Here is a 15,237-nt window from a genome sequence, read left to right as displayed (position 1 = left end):
CCCCCACGAGGGGGGGAGGGAAGCGCCCCGGCGACAGGGTGCGCGCCGGGATCAGGCCGCGGATCAGGGCCCGGATCAGGCCTTGTCGCGGACGATCAGGTGGTTACCCTCGCCCTTCAGCACCTCGAAGCGGCCGGTGCGTTTCAGGAGGTCGGAGAGTTTCTGGCAGCCGTAGCTGCGGCTGTCGAAATCGGGGTAAAGCTGGGTCAGCACCTGGCCAAGCACGCCGAGGGAATAGCTGTCCTCCTCCATCCCGATCTTCTTCATCGCGGCAAGGACCAGGGGGATGGCCTTGGACGGCGGGTCCTTCTCGGCCTTGGCCGGTTCCTTCGCGGGTTTCGCCGGCCCCGGCGCCTCGGGCGCGGGTTCGGGCGGGTTGGCGATGTTTTCCAGGAAGAGGAAGCGGTTGCAGACATTGCGCAGCGATTCGGGCGTCTTCTTCTCGCCCACGCCGATCACCTGCAGCCCGTCCTCGCGGATGCGGGAGGCAAGGCGGGTGAAGTCGCTGTCGGAGGAGACCAGCACGAAGCCATCGACCTTGCCGGCATGCAGGATGTCCATGGCGTCGATCACGAGCCCGATGTCGGAGGCGTTCTTGCCCTTCGTGTTGGCCGACTGCTGATGCATGACGAGGCCCAGGTTGCGGGCCTTTTCCTTCCATTGGCCCAGCGCCTGCGAGGACCAGTCGCCATAGACCCGGCGCACCGAGGGTTCGCCATAGGCGGCGAGTTCGTCCAGCACCGCCTCGATATGGCGGGCGGGGATGTTGTCGGCGTCGATCAGGACGGCCAGGCGAAGGGCGCGGGGGTCTGCGGGCAAAGGGGGCTCCTCTCGTCTGCCCCTTTGTGGCCGAGCCGGCGCCGCAAGGAAAGCGTAATCGCACCGTTGACTTGGGTCCATCGGCGGGCGAAATCGCCTGCGGAAGGCCAGGACGGACGGATGATCGGTGGATTGCAGATGTTGCGCGGGGTGGCCGCGACACTGGTCGTGCTGTTCCACCTTCAGGCCGCTGCGGTGGCCGAGGGGCAGGATCCGGGGCTCCTGCGCTGGTTCCATGGTGGCGAGGCCGGGGTGGACGCGTTCTTCGTCCTTTCGGGCTTTGTCATCTTCCACGCGGCCATGGGCCGGCAGGACCGGGGCGCGGCCTGGTTCCTGCGGCAGAGGTTCTGGCGGATCATGCCGCCCTACTGGGCCGTGCTGGGGCTGACCCTGATGGCAATGGCGGGGCTGGCGATCCTTCGCGGCGACTGGTCGGCCTGGCCGGACGGGTGGAGCCTGGTGGTCTCGGTCCTTCTGCTGCCGCTGCCGGATCAGGTGATGGCGGTGGCCTGGACGCTGACGGTAGAGGGGCTGTTCTACCTGGTCTTCGCCGCCAGCTTCTTCCGATTCGGCGCGCGAGGGGCGATGCTGGCGCTGATCGGCTGGGCGCTGGTGACGCAGGGGCTGAAGCTTGCGCAAGTGCCGCTGCCCGGCTGGCTGGGGCTGATCCTCTATTCCGGGGTCGTCGAGTTTCTGTTTGGCGGGCTGATCGCACTGGCCCTTGCGGCCGGCTGGCGGCGGGGGGCGGGGCTGGCGGTGCTGTCAGGCGCGCTGGGGTTGGCGGCGGTGGTGACGGGCCTCCTGCCCCTTGCCTGGGGAAGGGAATGGGTGGCGGGGCTGCCCTCGGCGGCACTGGTCTACGGGCTGGCAGCCGGCGGCTGGCGGATGCCGGGCTGGACCCTGGTCTGGGGTGAAGCATCCTATCTGCTTTACCTCCTGCACCTCCTGGTCTTTTCGGTCGCCGGGACGCTCTTGCGCATGGCCGGGGTGGCCCCTTACGGCTCGCTCGTGCCCATGCTGGCGCTTGGCGTGCTGGCAACGGCCGTGTCGATCGCGGCGGCGCTATGGGTGGAGCGTCCCTATCGTGTCTGGGCGAAGGGGCGCTAGCTGTACGGCCGGATGCGCTCAGGCGATCAGCGGGCAGGCCCGGGCGCCCAGCGCCGCAAGCGCCGCCTCGGGTGGCAGCGACAGCAGCAACCCGCGCTGACCGGCGTTGATCCAGACGCGGGGCGCCATGCAGGCTATGGCCTCGAAGGCAGTGGGCACCGCGCGCTTCTGGCCGAAGGGCGAGATGCCGCCGACGTGATAGCCGGTCAGCCTCTCTGCCTTGGGCACTGGCATCATCGCGGCCGACTTGCCGCCGAAGGCGGCGGCGACGCGCTTCATCGAAAGCTGGCGGTCGGCCGGGATCACGCAGCAGGCCGGGCGCCCGTCCACCTCGACCATAAGCGTCTTCAGCATCACGGCCGGGTCGATCCCCAGCGCCTCGGCGGCTTGCAGCCCCGTCGCCTCGGCCTTCGGGTCGTAGGCGTAGGGATGCAGCGTGACCTCGACGCCAAGGGCGGCCAGCGCGCGGAGGGCGGGGGTGGCGGACATGGACCTATCCCATTACCGAGCTTGCGACATGCGGCCCGAAGATCCGGGCCTGGGTCAGTGCGACGGCGTAGAAGGCCCAGTGCAGCGCGAAGGCGGCCGCAAGGCCGAAGCGGGCCCGCAGGATCATCCGGGGCAGCAGGGCGCCGAACAGCGTGGCGCCCAGCAGGAAAACGATCACCGCGCGCGGCGGTATGCCCGAAAAGGCCAACAGGACATGCATGCCGCCGAAGAGCAGCGCCGAGAACAGCGTGAGGGTCCGCATCGGCAGCCCGTCCAGCGACAGGCTGACGATCATCGCCAGCACCAGAAGCTGCTGGAACAGGATCTCGACCGTCTTGGGCAGGAAGTAGGCCGGCGTGGCAACCAGAAGGTCCGGCGGTTCGCCCAGATCGGCGGGCCAGCTGGCCTGGGGCAGCGCGGGCAGGCCCCAGAGCAGGAAAGCCATTGCCAGGGCGAAGGTGCCGGTCCAGATCGTCGCCGCCAGCACCCGGTTCTGCAAGGTCGGCCAGCGCCCGTCGGCATTCCAGCGGCTGTAGAGCGGCCAGAACACGATCGCGGCCAGTCCGGCCCAGAACAGGTAGAAGGCCGCGACCGGCATCGGGTTCGCGTTGTAGTCGTTGCCGATGCCCAGCGCGGGCAGACCGAAATAGTAGCCGAGGTCCGAGACCAGCCAGAACGCGGCCAGCCAGCCCAGCACCCGCACCTGCCGGAGCTTCCACGGACCCGGTCCGGGTGCTGCAACCACCTTCAGTCGGTCAGGCATCAACCGCCCCCCTGCGGTTCGACCGCAGGTCGCTCACTTACTTGAAAGCGGTGCGACTGGACAGGGCTGATGCGCGCCGGCGCGGCCCGGTCAGGGGGCATGGTCGCGGCAGAAGGGCTCAGGCGGTGCATGGTGTGAGGTTAGCCCAGCCCGAGCCGGACGCAAGTCAGGCGGCGCGGGCCGCGGGGCGGTCGGCCTCGTCCAGCAGGAAGGCGGCGAATGGTTCGGCCAGCGGCAGGCCGGACATGCCCTCGATGAACAGGAACTGACCCTGGGGGTTGACCTCCAGCCACCAGACCTGGCCCTCGGGGTCGATCTTGAGGTCGAAGATTCCCATCCGAAGGTCAAGCGCCGCCATGACCCGGCGCAAGGCCGCGGTCAGGCCGGGGTCAAGCCCGACCGGGATGACGGCGGTCTTTTCCAGGTGAACGCGCCAGTCGAGTTCCGGGCAATCGAGTTGCGCCGCGACGATCCGGTCGCCGAAGACATGGACACGCAGGTGCCGGGTGCCGTCGATATGTTCCTGCCAGATCGCGGGCGACAGGCTGAGCGCGGCGTCGTTGGCCAGAAGCGCAGGCGTGACCGGCTGGGCCATCAGGGGCGTCTTCACGGTTCCGGCGATGGCCTTCACGATCATCCGCCCCCCCGCGCAGAAGGCGCGGATTTCCTGCGGATTCTGGCTGATCAGCGTGCGCGGTACCTTCAGCCCGGCCTGATGCGCGGCGCGCAGCTGGACGAATTTCATCTCGGCCCGGCGGGTGGCTTCGGGATGGTTGACCCAGGCGCCGCGAAAATCGGTCTGCACCAGCCCATTCAGCGCGGCCACGCAGTCGTTGTATATGAGGTCGCGGGCGGCCTCGTCGGTGACGCTGGCCAGGAAGCCCGAGTTCGGGTTCCAGCCCTTGCCCGAGGGGCGGCGCCACCAGATCAGGTCCAGCGCCTCCAGATCCACCGGGGGGCCGTCGCAATCGGGCAGCGTGGCCGGGCGCGCGGCATCGGCGGACCAGTTCACCAGGCCGGTGGCAGCCAGGCGATCGGAATGGACGATGGCAAGGTCGCGGGCGTGGCGGTCGCGCAGCACCTTGCGCAGGACATGGGCATGAAGGTCGTCGGCCACGGTCACGACCGCAAGGCGCGGTGGTCTGGTCATCGGGAAAATCCTTTCGGCGAATGCACCGGGGCACGCGGCCCGCGTGCCCCGGCAGGTCGGCCTAGAAGCAGTCGCTGTCGTCCCAGCCCGAGCGGCAGCCCGAGGTGGTGCCGCAACGGTTCACCGGCTCGTCCCCGAAGAGCCAGTCCAGAAAGCGCATGGCGACCTGGGTCTCTTCGGCCTGCTCGCGTTCATAGGCGGCCAGCCGGTCAGGGATCGCAAAGCCCTGCGGCAGCGCCTGCATGACGGCAGGCAGCTCTCCGGTGGCGGGCAAGACGGCCGATCCCACAGCCAGTGCGGGATCGGATGCGGCAAGGGAAAGGCCCGAGGCGACCAGAACCGCGGGCAGAAGGGCCGAAACATGGCCCCGGGGCATCTCTGACATGGTTTGCTCCAATACCTTCAGGAAGGACCGGCCGAAAAATCACCGGCCGAAGCGGAGGATGGCGCCAGTCGGGCCGCGCACCAAGTCAGGTATTCATATCCCTGCCCGCGCCGCGGTGGATCAGAACACCACCACCGAGCGGATCGACTTGCCCTCGTGCATCAGGTCGAAGCCCTTGTTGATCTCGTCCAGCGTCAGGATGTGGGTGATCATCGGGTCTATCTGGATCTTGCCGTCCATGTACCAGTCCACGATCTTCGGCACATCCGTCCGACCCCGCGCGCCGCCGAAGGCGGTGCCTTTCCAGACGCGGCCGGTGACCAGCTGGAAGGGGCGCGTCTCGATGGTCGCCCCGGCGGGCGCCACGCCGATCACGATCGACTGGCCCCAGCCGCGATGGGTGCATTCCAGCGCCGCCCGCATAACCTTGACATTGCCGGTGCAGTCGAAGCTGTAGTCCACCCCGCCGATCTTGTCGAAGGGCGTCTTCGTCATGTTGACGATATGCGGGACGATGTCGCCCTCGATCTTCGTCGGGTTGACGAAATGGGTCATGCCGAAGCGGCGGCCCCATTCCTCCTTGTCGTCGTTGATGTCGATGCCGATGATCTTGTCGGCTCCGGCCAGCTTCAGCCCCTGGATCACGTTCAGCCCGATTCCGCCCAGTCCGAACACTGCCGCCGTCGCCCCGGCCTCGACATTGGCGGTGTTCAGCACCGCGCCGACCCCGGTGGTCACGCCGCAGCCGATGTAGCAGATCTTGTCGAAGGGCGCGTCCTCGCGCACCTTGGCCAGCGCGATCTCGGGAAGGACCGTGTGGTTGGCGAAGGTCGAGCAGCCCATGTAGTGGTAGATCGGCGTGCCGTCGAGCATCGAGAACCGCGTCGTCCCGTCCGGCATCAGCCCTTTTCCTTGCGTGTCGCGGATCGCGGTGCAGAGGTTGGTCTTGCGGCTCAGGCAGGAGGGGCATTCCCGGCATTCCGGGGTGTAGAGCGGGATGACATGGTCGCCCGGCTTCAGCGTCTTGACGCCGGGACCGCATTTCACCACCACGCCCGCGCCTTCGTGGCCGAGGATCGCGGGGAAGATGCCTTCGGGGTCGGCGCCCGACAGGGTGAATTCGTCGGTGTGGCAGATGCCGGTGGCCTTGATCTCGACCAGAACCTCGCCTTCCCTGGGGTCGTCGAGGTTCACCTCCATGATCTGCAAGGGTTTTCCGGCGGCGACGGCGACGGCGGCACGGGTGCGCATCTGGTATTCCCTCCCTTAAGGTCCGGGCCAAGGTGTGCCAGACTGTCGCAGAACGCAATTCAGGAAACGACCATGAGACATGCGATTGTCGCCCTAACCCTTGCCGCGCCGCTTCTGTCGGCCTGTGTCGAGCCGCTGCCCGCCCCGGTCGATCCCGGCCCTGATGCCTGCGGCGCGAGCCAGTTCCAGTATCTGGTCGGCAAGCCCGGCGTCCTGCTGGACGGGATGCGGTTCAGCCAGGAGGTGCGGGTGATCCAGCACGGCATGGCGGTGACGATGGACTATCGCGCCGACCGGCTGAACTTCTGGCTGGACCGGCGCGACGTGATCGAGCGGGTCGTCTGTGGCTGACCGCCGGGCACATATGGGTGCGGGCCTGCTGGCGGCGGGCCTGCTGGCGGCCTGCGTGGCCGCAGAGCCGCCCGTGCCGACACCCCCGCCGCCGTCCGGGCCGGACGCCTGCGGCGCCTCGGGGATGCAGGATCTGGTCGGTCGGAACCGATCGGTCCTGGCGGCGATGACCCTGCCCATGGGCAGCCGGGTGATCGAGCCGGGCATGCCGGTCACCGAGGACTACAGCCCGCAGCGGCTGAACCTCGACCTCGACGCACGCGGGCGCATCGTCCGGGTCTGGTGCGGATGAGAAGGCCCCGGTCGGCTGACCGGGGCCCTCTGTCTCGCGGTGGCGCAGCGGTTACTGTTTCATCACGCGATAGGTGGTGTGGCAGTCCTTGCAGGCCCCGCCCAGCGCGCCCATTCCGGCGCCGATCGACTCGGCCGAGGCGACATCCATCGCCCCCGCCGCATCGCCAAGCGCCTTGGCCTTGGTCAGGAAATCCTCCCAGTTCGCCCAGATCTCCGGTTTGGCTTCCGAGGCCGGGTCGGCACCGCCCTGGTCCTTGAAGGTTTCCTCGATCCTGGCCGCAGCCTCGATCAGCGCAGCCTTGGCGCCTTCGGCGGCGGCAGCGTCATAGGCGGCTTCGCCCTTGGCCATGCCGCCGAGGATGCCGGTGTTCTTGCCGACGATCTTCATCAGGTCCGAGCGCGCAATGGCGTTCGGGTCGGTACGGTCTCCCTCGGCAAAGGCGGCCCCTGCGGTCAGGATTGCGCCGATCATCACGGCTTTCACGAACTTCATGAACTGGCTCCCTCGTTGGCTTTCCGGAAGCAGTATAGACGCGACTTTGTGACGCGGTAGTTGCGGCTCTGTGCTCTCACGCACTTGTCATCTGCGGCTGTGCGGGGACTCGACATGCTCGCGGCCCGGCGGCATCATGAGAACATAAAGCGAACAAACGAGTCGGAACGGAAAGGTCGGGGGATGGCCGGGCGCCGCATCCTGTCGCTGTGGTTTCCGCGGCTGGCCGCCGAGCGGGTCATGCGGCGGCGCCAGGATGCGGTGCCGGTGCCGCTGGCCGTGGTGGGGGACCGCAACGGCGCGCAGGTGCTGGTCTCGCTCTCGGCCGAGGCCGAGGCGGCGGGCCTCTCTGCCGGCCAGCCCTTGCGCGATGCCACGGCGATCTGCCCGGCGCTGCTGACCGTCGCCGCCGATCCCCCGGCCGAGGCGCAGTTCCTGCTTTCCCTGCGCCGCTGGGCCGGGCGCCTGTCGCCCTGGGTGGCCGAAGAGCCGCCGGCGGGGCTGATGATCGACCTGACGGGGGCGTCGCATCTGCATGGCGGAGAAGAGGGGGTGCTGGCCCGGGTGGCCGAGGACTGCGCGGACCTCGGCCTGACGGTGCGCGCCGCGATCGCCGACACGCTCGGCGCGGCCTGGGCGCTGGCGCGGTATGGCGGGGCGCGGGTGGCGCCGCTGCGCTCGGGCGATGCCATCGAGCAGGAGGCGCGGGCGACCCGGTCCCGCGCCGCGAAACGCCGGGGGTGGGAACGGGGCGGCGGCCCGCCGCGCGTGGTGGCCGCGCGCGGGGCCGAGACGGCGGTGATCGCCCCGCCCGGCCGGCTGTATGAGGCGCTGGCCGACCTGCCCCTGGCCGCGCTGCGCCTGCCCGGCGACGTGGTGGACCGGCTGACCCGCCTCGGCCTGCGCCGTGTGGGCGAGATCGCGGGAATCCCCCGCGCCGCGCTTGCCCGCCGCTTCGGCGCCGACACGCTGCGCCGGCTGGACCAGGCCCTGGGGATGGAGCCCGAACCTGTCAGCCCCGCCCGCCCGCCGATGCATTTCGCCGTGCGGCTGACCCTGCCCGATCCGATCGGCCTGCGATCCGATGTCGAGGCGGCGCTCGACCGCCTGCTGCCGCCCTTCTGCGACAAGCTGCGCGCCCGGGGTCGCGGAGTGCGGCGCGTTCTGTTCCAGGGCTTCCGCGCCGATGGCGGCGTGGCCTCGGTCGAGGTCGGGCTGGCGCGGGCGACCGACAGCCCCGACCGGATCCGGCCGCTGTTGCACCTCAAGCTCGACCAGCTGGACGCGGGCTTCGGGATCGACTGCCTGCGGCTCGAGGCGCTGGCGACCGAGGCGGTCAGCCCCGTCCAGCATCGCGGGCAGATCGCCGTGACGGAACAGGCGCTGGCGGGGGCCTCCCCCGCGCCGGGGCAGGCGCTGGAGGATCTGATCGGCCGCCTGGGCGCCCGGCTGGGGATCGAAGCCGTGCTGCGCCTGCACCCGGCCGACAGCCACGTCCCCGCCAAGTCCGCCAGGGTGCTGATGGCCGCCTGGAGCCAGCCGCATGACGGCCCCTGGCCCGCCCCCGCCGCCCCCCGCCCGCTGGTCATGTTCCGCCCCGAGCCGGTCGAGGCGCCCGAAACCCCCGACCCGCCCGCCCGTTTCCGCTGGCGCCGGCGCGATTTTGCCCTGCGCATGGCTGCGGGGCCGGAACGGCTGCAACCGGAATGGTGGCTGGAGGATCCCGACTGGCGCGGCGGCGCCCGCGACTACTGGCGGGTAGAGACCGAGGGGGGCGAAAGGCTCTGGCTGTTCTACGGCCGAGGCGGGGCGGTGACCGACAGATGGTACTGCGAGGGGGTTTTCTCCTGACCGCCGAGACCGGAATTCGCAGGACCCACGGACCCACGCCATGCGGCCACTGTTACGATTTCCGCAGGAAATCGTTTCTGGATAAAGACTTGCGACATGACGGCATCCATGGGAACCATGGGGCCGGAGGAGCCGATTGAAGTCCAGTTCCCGCATTTCGGTCCAGCAGACCCAGCGCATGGCGCTGACCACCGGGCTTGCGGCCTCGATCCGCATCCTGCGCGCCGATGCCGCGGGCCTGTCCCGCTATCTCGAGGAACAGGCGGCCGAGAACCCGCAGATCATCCTCACCCGCCCCCAGGTGCAGGAATGGATCCCGCGCTGGCGCACCGCCTTCGCCGCGGATGCGGAGCGCCCCGAACAGGCGGCCGCGGGGCCAAGCCTCGTCGGCCATGTCCTGTCGGTGATCGAGGCCCTGCGCCTGGACCCGGCCGAGACCCGCATCGCCATGGCGCTCGCCGAGGCGCTGGAACCCTCGGGCTGGCTCGGCCGCCCGCCGGCCGCCGTCGCCGCAGAACTGGGTGTCGGCGTCGCTGCGGTCGATGGCGTGCTGACCCGCCTGCAAAGGCAGGCCGAGCCGACCGGGCTGTTCGCCCGCAACCTGGCTGACTGCCTGCGGCTTCAGGCCGAGGAGGCGGGCGAACTGGACCGGGCGATGGTGTCGCTCCTTGACCGGCTGGACCTCCTGGCCAGGGGCGAGATCGACCGCATCGCCCGGGAGGCGGGGCTGGATTCGGCCGAACTTCGCGCGGCCTTTGGGCGGCTGCGCAGCTATGATCCGAAGCCCGGCGCGGGATTCGAGCCCTACGCCGCCCCGGTGCGTGAACCCGACCTGATCGCCGAGAAGGGCGCCTCGGGCTGGATCGTGTCGCTGAACCGATCCGCCCTGCCCTCGGTCTCGGTCGCCGAGGGTCGGGGCAAGGGCCGGGCCGAGGCGCGCGCACTGATCAAGATGATCGAGGGGCGGAACGCCACTCTGCTGTCCGTCGGGCAAGAGATCCTGACCCGCCAGACCGCCGCGCTGGAGGCGGGCCTCGGCGCGCTGCAACCGATGACCATGGCCGAGGTCGGCGCCGCGCTTGGCCTGCACGAAAGCACCGTCAGCCGGGTCGTGGCCGGCACCGCAGTCGATACGCCGCGCGGCACCTGGTGGCTGCGCAGCCTCTTCACCCGCGCCCCGCAGGAGGGCGGGCCCTCCGCCGGGGCGCTGCGGGACCGGCTTGCCCGGCTGGTGGCCGCCGAGGACCCCGACCATCCCCTCTCCGACGAGGCGCTGGCCGAGGCGCTGGCCGAGGGCGGCGCGCCCATCGCCCGGCGCACGGTGGCGAAATACCGGGCGATGCTGAACCTGCCCCCCGCCCATCGGCGCCGGCGGCGGGCCTGATGTCGTTTCCGGGGCTGACAGCGGCGGCAAGCTCGTCTAGCTGGCAGGGAACGGGGCAGGTTCAGGGGCGGCAATGGCCTATTTTCTGGGTGTCGATACCGGGGGCACCTATACCGATGCGGTGATCCTCGACGAGGCGGCGAATGTCGTCCTCGGCAAGGCCAAGGCGCTGACCTCGCGGCAGGATCTGGCCATAGGCATCGGCCAGGCGGTCAATGCCGCGATCGCCGCCGCCGGGGTCCGGCCCGCCGATGTGGCGCTGGTCTCGCTGTCCACCACGCTGGCCACCAACGCGCTGGTCGAAGGCCAGGGCGCGCGGGTGGCGCTGGTCTTCATCGGCTTCGACGACGCCGACCTGACCCGCGCCGGGTTGACCGAGGCGCTGAAGGGCGATCCCGTGGTGCGCCTGCCCGGCGGACATACCCATGCCGGGACCGAGGTCGCGGCCCTGGACCTGTCGCTTCTCGAACTGATGGTGCGGGAGCTAGGCGACGAGGTCTCGGGCTTTGCCGTCGCCGCCCAGTTCGCCACCCGCAACCCCGCGCATGAGGTGGCCGCCCGCGACCTGATCCGCCGCGTCACGGGCCGGCCGGTGACCTGTTCGCACGAACTGTCCGCCAACCTGAACGGCCCGAAGCGCGCGCTGACGGCCGTGCTGAACGCCCGGCTGATCGGCATGATCGACCGGCTGGTGGCGGCCTGCGAGCGGCACCTCGCCGCCATCGGGATCGACGCCCCCCTGATGGTCGTCCGCGGCGACGGGGCGCTGATTTCCGCAGCAATGGTGCGCGAACGCCCGATCGAGACGATCCTGTCCGGCCCCGCCGCCTCGATCGTCGGCGCGCGCTGGCTGACCGGGGCGCAGGATGCGCTGGTCAGCGACATCGGCGGCACGACGACCGATGTCGCGCTCCTCCGCGACGGGCTGCCCGAGATCGACCCCCAGGGCGCCCGCGTCGGCGGCTTTCGCACCATGGTCGAGGCGGTGGCGATGCGCACCACAGGCCTTGGTGGCGACAGCGAGGTGCATCTGGTGACCGAGGGGCTGAAGGGCGGCCTGCGCCTCGGCCCGCGGCGGCTGATGCCGGTCTCGCTCCTGGCCGTCGAGCATGGGCCGATGGTCCATGCCGCGCTGGACCGCTGGCTTTCGTCCGAGGCGGTGGGCGAGATGGACGGACGTTTCGTCGTCCCCATGACCGGCCAGCGCGGGGGGCTGAACGCCCGCGACCTGGCGGTGCTGGACCGGATCAAGGGCCCGATGCCGATGGCCCATGCCCTGACCTCACGGCTGGAGGTGGCGGCGCTGGAACGGCTGGTGGCGCGGGGCCTCGTGATGATCTCGGGCGTCACGCCTTCGGATGCGGCGCATGTGCTGGGGCGGCTCGACACCTGGGACGGGGCAGCGGCGGAAAAGGCGCTTCGGCTGATCGCCAGGCGGCGGACCGGGGCGGGCGAGCGGTTCGCCCCCGGGCCGGAGGCCTTTGCGCAGGCCGTGGTGGACCAGCTGACCCGGCAGACGGTGGACTGCCTTCTGGAGGCCGCCTTCGGCGAGGATGCGGCCTTCGCGGGCGAAGACCCGCAGGCCCTTGCCCGCCACAGCCTGACCACGGCGGGCCTCGGCCAGCATCGCGGCGTGGTCGAGGTTTCCCTCAGGCTCGGCGTGCCGGTGATCGGCCTTGGCGCCTCGGCCCCGTCCTACTATGGCGCGGTGGGCGAACGGCTGAACTGCCCGATGATCCTGCCCGACCATGCCGGGGTGGCCAATGCAATTGGCGCGGTGGCCGGCCAGGTCAGCCAGCGCGCGACCGGCATCGTCACCTCGCCGGCCGAGGGGCGGTTCGTGGCGCATCTGGCCGAGGGCTTGCAGACCTTTGCCAGCGCCGAGGCCGCGCTTTCCGCGCTGGAGGCCGCGCTGGTCGCCGAGGCTTCGGCCCGCGCCAAGGCCGCCGGCGCCGTCGATCTGCGCGTGGGCGTGGAGCGCGAGGTGAAGGAGGTAGAGATCGAGGGCCGGCAGATGTTCATCGAGGCCCGTGTCACCGCCACCGCCTCGGGCCGCCCGCGCGTCGCGCGCTGAGGCGGCGACCGGGGGCCCGAAATTCTTCGGCGAAGAATTTTGGCTGGCGCGGCGACGCGGGCGATTCACCCTTGACCTCTGCCTCCGCCCCCCTTAATCCGCCGAGCCGTGGCTAGGTAGCTCAGCTGGTTAGAGCGTGCGACTCATAATCGCAAGGTCGAGGGTTCGAGTCCCTCCCTCGCCACCATTTCCTTTCAATGGGTTATCTGTGCCGAGCACGCTGGCGCGCGAGCCGGTTTACAGGACGGTTTACGCGCCGCTGCCGCAAGCTGCGATCCGGGTGTCGCTTTCCGTCTTGCGCCAGGGTCCGATCGGGCGCAGAAGAAGGGCGATGGTTCCCGGCACGGCGCAAAGCGCCGCCGGGTGAAAAGGGAACGGGGTGAGGTGTAGGCATCAGCCGCCAAGTCCCCGACTGCCCCCGCAACTGTAAGCGGTGAGCGACCCCCCGAAGCCACTGGCGATCAGCCGGGAAGGCGGGGGAGAGCCGAGACCCGCGAAGTCAGGAGACCTGCCATCGAAACCCAATGACCGCCGGGCGGGGTGCCCCGGAAGGAGTGTTCGATGGACGACCCGCGGCCCAAGGCCCGACCCTATTCCGTGGCGCAATCCGCGCCGCACCAGATCCTTGTCTGCAAGGCCTGCAAGCACAAGGGCGAGGCCTGCAAGCCGGGCTTCGACCTTCTGAAGAAGCTGCGCGCCGCCATTGCCATGGCTGACCTTGGCGAGACGTTCGAGGTCTCGGGCACCGCCTGCCTTGCGGGTTGCGTGCCGGATCACGGCGCGCCTTGCGTCGTCGGCTACCGCGCCACCGGCAAGGCGACCTGGCTGTTCGGCGACATCGACCCCGACCAGCCGCTCGACGAGCTGGTGGAGTTCGCCCGGACCTATGCGGCGCTGGAGGAAGGCTGGCTGAACGGGCGTGACCTGCCGCAGCGCCTCTGCGACACCACGCTTGCCCGCATCCCCGCCGCGATCATCGTGACGCGCGAGGGCGCCCTGCAATGACCGTCCTCGAACTGCGCAATGTCACCTGGGGGCCGAAGCGCGCGCCGGTGATCCTGCACGACATCTCGTTCCGCCTGGCCGAGGGCGAGGTGCTGGCGATCTGCGGGGCGAACGGGGCGGGGAAGTCCTCGCTCCTCCGCCTTCTCTACCGCCACCAGGCGCCCCTGTCGGGGACGGTGCTGGTCGAGGGCCGCGACCTATGGCTGACGCCGGCGCGCGCGGCCGCCCAGGTGGTCGCCGCTGTGTTGCAGGAACAGCCCACCGACTTCGCGCTCACCACCCGCGATATCGTCGCGCTTGGTCGGCTGCCGCACCGGCAGGGCATGGGGCCGGGCGCGCGCGACAAGGCCATCACCGATGCTGCCATGGTCCGCATGGACCTTGCGCATCTTTCCGACCGCCGCTTTGGCACCCTCTCGGGCGGCGAGCGTCAGCGCGTCATGGTCGCCCGGGCCCTTGCCCAGGAACCCCGCATCCTGGTGCTGGACGAGCCGACCAACCACCTCGACATCCGCCACCAGCTTGAGCTTCTCCGCCTGCTCCGCGGCCTCGGCCTTGCCGTGGTCTGCACGCTGCACGACCTGACCCTCGCTGCCGACTTTGCCGACCGGGTCCTGATCCTCGACCAGGGCCGCATCATCGCCGACGGCCCGCCCGATGCGGCGCTGACCGAAACCACCATCGCCCGCGCCTTCCGGGTCCATCCCCGGATCGACCGCTCGGGCGGCACCCCCCGTTTCTCCTTCCGACTGGACGCCTGAATGAAAGCCTTCCTCGCCTTCCTCCTCCTCTCCACCCCGGCCCTCGCCTTCCCGGTCACGGTGCAAAGCTGCAACCGCGAGGTCACCTTCGACGCCGCCCCCAGCCGCGCCATCGCCAATGACGTGAACCTGGTCGAGATGATGCTGGCCCTGGGCCTGCGCGACCGGATGGTGGGCTATACCGGCGTCTCGGGCTGGAAGACGCTCGATGCCGAACTGCGCGAAGGCATCGCCGAACTGCCCGAACTGTCCGCGCAATACCCCACGCGCGAGGTGCTGGCGGGGGCCGAGCCGGACTTCTTCTTCGCCGGCTGGAACTACGGGATGAAGGTCGGCGGTGAGGTCACGCCCGAAACGCTGGAGCCCCTGGGGATCAGGACCTACGAGCTCACCGAAAGCTGCATCCACATCGGCCCCAAGGCCCGGTCCTCGATGCAGGATATGTACGGCGACATCCTGAACCTCGGGCGCATCTTCGGGGTCGAGGACCGGGCACAGGCGCTGGTCGCGGGCTGGCAGGCCCGGCTGGCCGAGGTGACGGCGGGGGTGGACCGCACGAAACCCCTGCGGGTCTTCGTCTACGACTCGGGCGAGGAAAGCCCCTTCACCGCCGGGGCCTACGCGATCCCGACCGCCCTGATCGAGGCGGCGGGGGGCGTGAACATCATGGACGACCTTGAGAAAAGCTGGGCCACCGTGGCCTGGGAGCCGGTGGTGGAGCGCAACCCCGAGGTCATCGTGATCGTCAACTACGGCGACGTGACGGCGGACCAGAAGATCGCCTTCCTGGAAGGCAACCCCGCCTTCGCCAGCGTGGACGCGGTGAAGAACGACCGCTATGTGGTCCTGGAATACGTCGAGGCCACGCCCGGCCCGCGCAACATCCGCGCGGTGGCAAAACTGGTGGCGGGCTTCTGGGGGGAGTGATGCAACCCTTTGCGCGCCAGAACCGGCCCAGCGCCGATTTCTTCCAAGAAATCGGACCGGAGCCTTTGAATGCTCCGATGCGGAGTTTTCGAAAACTCCGCGCCCCAGGGGCGACCGTCAGATCCTTCTGGTC

At 70.0% G+C, this 15,237-nt stretch carries 16 protein-coding genes, 1 tRNA gene and 1 riboswitch; of the genes, 10 read left to right on the top strand and 7 right to left on the bottom strand.

Translation table 11 applies throughout. The features are described 5' to 3' along the window. Positions 1–75: 75 nt before the first annotated feature. A complete protein-coding gene (locus ACK4IU_RS09825; protein ID WP_409734390.1) occupies positions 76–819 on the bottom strand; it encodes an NYN domain-containing protein in 744 nt (247 codons plus the stop codon). Between the two features lie 120 nt (positions 820–939). Between ACK4IU_RS09825 and ACK4IU_RS09820 the strand changes: the two genes are divergently transcribed. After that, the gene (locus ACK4IU_RS09820) at positions 940–1,926 is read left to right on the top strand and encodes an acyltransferase family protein (RefSeq protein ID WP_409734387.1); all 987 of its coding nucleotides are present in this window, start codon (positions 940–942) and stop codon (positions 1,924–1,926) included. 18 nt (positions 1,927–1,944) lie between these two features. On the opposite strand, the gene ACK4IU_RS09815 is transcribed toward ACK4IU_RS09820, so the two are convergent. The 5 genes from ACK4IU_RS09815 to ACK4IU_RS09795 form a co-directional block, all read right to left on the bottom strand. Further along, entirely contained in the window at positions 1,945–2,415 is a 471-nt protein-coding gene (locus ACK4IU_RS09815; protein WP_409734384.1) for an aminoacyl-tRNA deacylase, read from the bottom strand. A 4-nt stretch (positions 2,416–2,419) separates the two neighbouring features. After that, complete coding sequence (locus ACK4IU_RS09810; RefSeq protein ID WP_409734381.1) at positions 2,420–3,178, bottom strand: hypothetical protein; 759 nt, start codon at positions 3,176–3,178, stop codon at positions 2,420–2,422. A gap of 166 nt (positions 3,179–3,344) precedes the next feature. Continuing rightward, positions 3,345–4,328, bottom strand: coding sequence for a hypothetical protein (locus tag ACK4IU_RS09805; RefSeq protein WP_409734379.1), 984 nt, complete (start codon positions 4,326–4,328; stop codon positions 3,345–3,347). Positions 4,329–4,389: 61 nt separating this feature from the next. Then, complete coding sequence (locus ACK4IU_RS09800; RefSeq protein ID WP_409734377.1) at positions 4,390–4,713, bottom strand: hypothetical protein; 324 nt, start codon at positions 4,711–4,713, stop codon at positions 4,390–4,392. Between the two features lie 120 nt (positions 4,714–4,833). Beyond that, a complete protein-coding gene (locus tag ACK4IU_RS09795; protein WP_409734375.1) occupies positions 4,834–5,964 on the bottom strand; it encodes an S-(hydroxymethyl)glutathione dehydrogenase/class III alcohol dehydrogenase in 1,131 nt (376 codons plus the stop codon). Between the two features lie 72 nt (positions 5,965–6,036). Here ACK4IU_RS09795 and ACK4IU_RS09790 point away from each other — a divergent pair, with 72 nt between their 5' ends. Continuing rightward, positions 6,037–6,315: an I78 family peptidase inhibitor gene (locus ACK4IU_RS09790; protein ID WP_149588730.1), complete on the top strand. Its 279-nt coding sequence runs from the start codon at positions 6,037–6,039 to the stop codon at positions 6,313–6,315. Positions 6,316–6,328: 13 nt separating this feature from the next. Beyond that, the gene (locus ACK4IU_RS09785) at positions 6,329–6,607 is read left to right on the top strand and encodes an I78 family peptidase inhibitor (protein ID WP_409734372.1); all 279 of its coding nucleotides are present in this window, start codon (positions 6,329–6,331) and stop codon (positions 6,605–6,607) included. Positions 6,608–6,658: 51 nt separating this feature from the next. Here ACK4IU_RS09785 and ACK4IU_RS09780 read toward each other — a convergent pair whose 3' ends face one another. Then, entirely contained in the window at positions 6,659–7,102 is a 444-nt protein-coding gene (locus tag ACK4IU_RS09780; protein ID WP_409734370.1) for a c-type cytochrome, read from the bottom strand. 183 nt (positions 7,103–7,285) lie between these two features. On the opposite strand from ACK4IU_RS09780, the gene ACK4IU_RS09775 reads away from it, so the two are divergent. The 7 genes from ACK4IU_RS09775 to ACK4IU_RS09745 all read left to right on the top strand — a co-directional run bounded on the left by ACK4IU_RS09775 (position 7,286) and on the right by ACK4IU_RS09745 (position 15,104). Next, positions 7,286–8,953 (top strand): DNA polymerase Y family protein, encoded by a 1,668-nt coding sequence (locus ACK4IU_RS09775; protein WP_409734367.1) that lies wholly within the window; start codon positions 7,286–7,288, stop codon positions 8,951–8,953. A 136-nt stretch (positions 8,954–9,089) separates the two neighbouring features. Next, the gene (gene rpoN / locus ACK4IU_RS09770) at positions 9,090–10,337 is read left to right on the top strand and encodes an RNA polymerase factor sigma-54 (protein WP_409734365.1); all 1,248 of its coding nucleotides are present in this window, start codon (positions 9,090–9,092) and stop codon (positions 10,335–10,337) included. A gap of 73 nt (positions 10,338–10,410) precedes the next feature. Beyond that, positions 10,411–12,411 (top strand): hydantoinase/oxoprolinase N-terminal domain-containing protein, encoded by a 2,001-nt coding sequence (locus ACK4IU_RS09765; protein ID WP_409734363.1) that lies wholly within the window; start codon positions 10,411–10,413, stop codon positions 12,409–12,411. Between the two features lie 110 nt (positions 12,412–12,521). Continuing rightward, positions 12,522–12,598 (top strand) — tRNA-Met (locus ACK4IU_RS09760). 128 nt (positions 12,599–12,726) lie between these two features. Beyond that, positions 12,727–12,942: riboswitch (cobalamin riboswitch) on the top strand. Between the two features lie 30 nt (positions 12,943–12,972). Continuing rightward, entirely contained in the window at positions 12,973–13,416 is a 444-nt protein-coding gene (locus ACK4IU_RS09755) for a DUF1636 family protein (protein ID WP_409734361.1), read from the top strand. Then, positions 13,413–14,177, top strand: a complete 765-nt coding sequence (locus tag ACK4IU_RS09750; RefSeq protein ID WP_409734359.1) for an ABC transporter ATP-binding protein — start codon at positions 13,413–13,415, stop codon at positions 14,175–14,177. The genes ACK4IU_RS09755 and ACK4IU_RS09750 overlap by 4 nt, the downstream gene beginning before the upstream one ends. After that, on the top strand, positions 14,178–15,104 hold the full coding sequence (locus tag ACK4IU_RS09745) for an ABC transporter substrate-binding protein (protein WP_409734357.1): 927 nt from the start codon (positions 14,178–14,180) through the stop codon (positions 15,102–15,104). Positions 15,105–15,237 lie beyond the last annotated feature (133 nt).

Source organism: Tabrizicola flagellatus (genome assembly GCF_046295235.1).
Lineage (GTDB): Bacteria > Pseudomonadota > Alphaproteobacteria > Rhodobacterales > Rhodobacteraceae > Tabrizicola > Tabrizicola flagellata_A.
This window is presented reverse-complemented; position numbering and strand designations above follow the sequence as displayed.

Bases quoted from the DNA above. Each gene is read 5' to 3' on its own strand.
- ACK4IU_RS09820 (WP_409734387.1), top strand. From the start codon at position 940: ATGATCGGTGGATTGCAGATGTTGCGCGGGGTGGCCGCGACACTGGTC.
- ACK4IU_RS09815 (WP_409734384.1), bottom strand. From the start codon at position 2,415: ATGTCCGCCACCCCCGCCCTCCGCGCGCTGGCCGCCCTTGGCGTCGAG.
- ACK4IU_RS09810 (WP_409734381.1), bottom strand. From the start codon at position 3,178: ATGCCTGACCGACTGAAGGTGGTTGCAGCACCCGGACCGGGTCCGTGG.
- ACK4IU_RS09805 (WP_409734379.1), bottom strand. From the start codon at position 4,328: ATGACCAGACCACCGCGCCTTGCGGTCGTGACCGTGGCCGACGACCTT.
- ACK4IU_RS09800 (WP_409734377.1), bottom strand. From the start codon at position 4,713: ATGTCAGAGATGCCCCGGGGCCATGTTTCGGCCCTTCTGCCCGCGGTT.
- ACK4IU_RS09795 (WP_409734375.1), bottom strand. From the start codon at position 5,964: ATGCGCACCCGTGCCGCCGTCGCCGTCGCCGCCGGAAAACCCTTGCAG.
- ACK4IU_RS09790 (WP_149588730.1), top strand. From the start codon at position 6,037: ATGAGACATGCGATTGTCGCCCTAACCCTTGCCGCGCCGCTTCTGTCG.
- ACK4IU_RS09785 (WP_409734372.1), top strand. From the start codon at position 6,329: ATGGGTGCGGGCCTGCTGGCGGCGGGCCTGCTGGCGGCCTGCGTGGCC.
- ACK4IU_RS09780 (WP_409734370.1), bottom strand. From the start codon at position 7,102: ATGAAGTTCGTGAAAGCCGTGATGATCGGCGCAATCCTGACCGCAGGG.
- ACK4IU_RS09775 (WP_409734367.1), top strand. From the start codon at position 7,286: ATGGCCGGGCGCCGCATCCTGTCGCTGTGGTTTCCGCGGCTGGCCGCC.
- ACK4IU_RS09765 (WP_409734363.1), top strand. From the start codon at position 10,411: ATGGCCTATTTTCTGGGTGTCGATACCGGGGGCACCTATACCGATGCG.
- ACK4IU_RS09755 (WP_409734361.1), top strand. From the start codon at position 12,973: ATGGACGACCCGCGGCCCAAGGCCCGACCCTATTCCGTGGCGCAATCC.
- ACK4IU_RS09750 (WP_409734359.1), top strand. From the start codon at position 13,413: ATGACCGTCCTCGAACTGCGCAATGTCACCTGGGGGCCGAAGCGCGCG.
- ACK4IU_RS09745 (WP_409734357.1), top strand. From the start codon at position 14,178: ATGAAAGCCTTCCTCGCCTTCCTCCTCCTCTCCACCCCGGCCCTCGCC.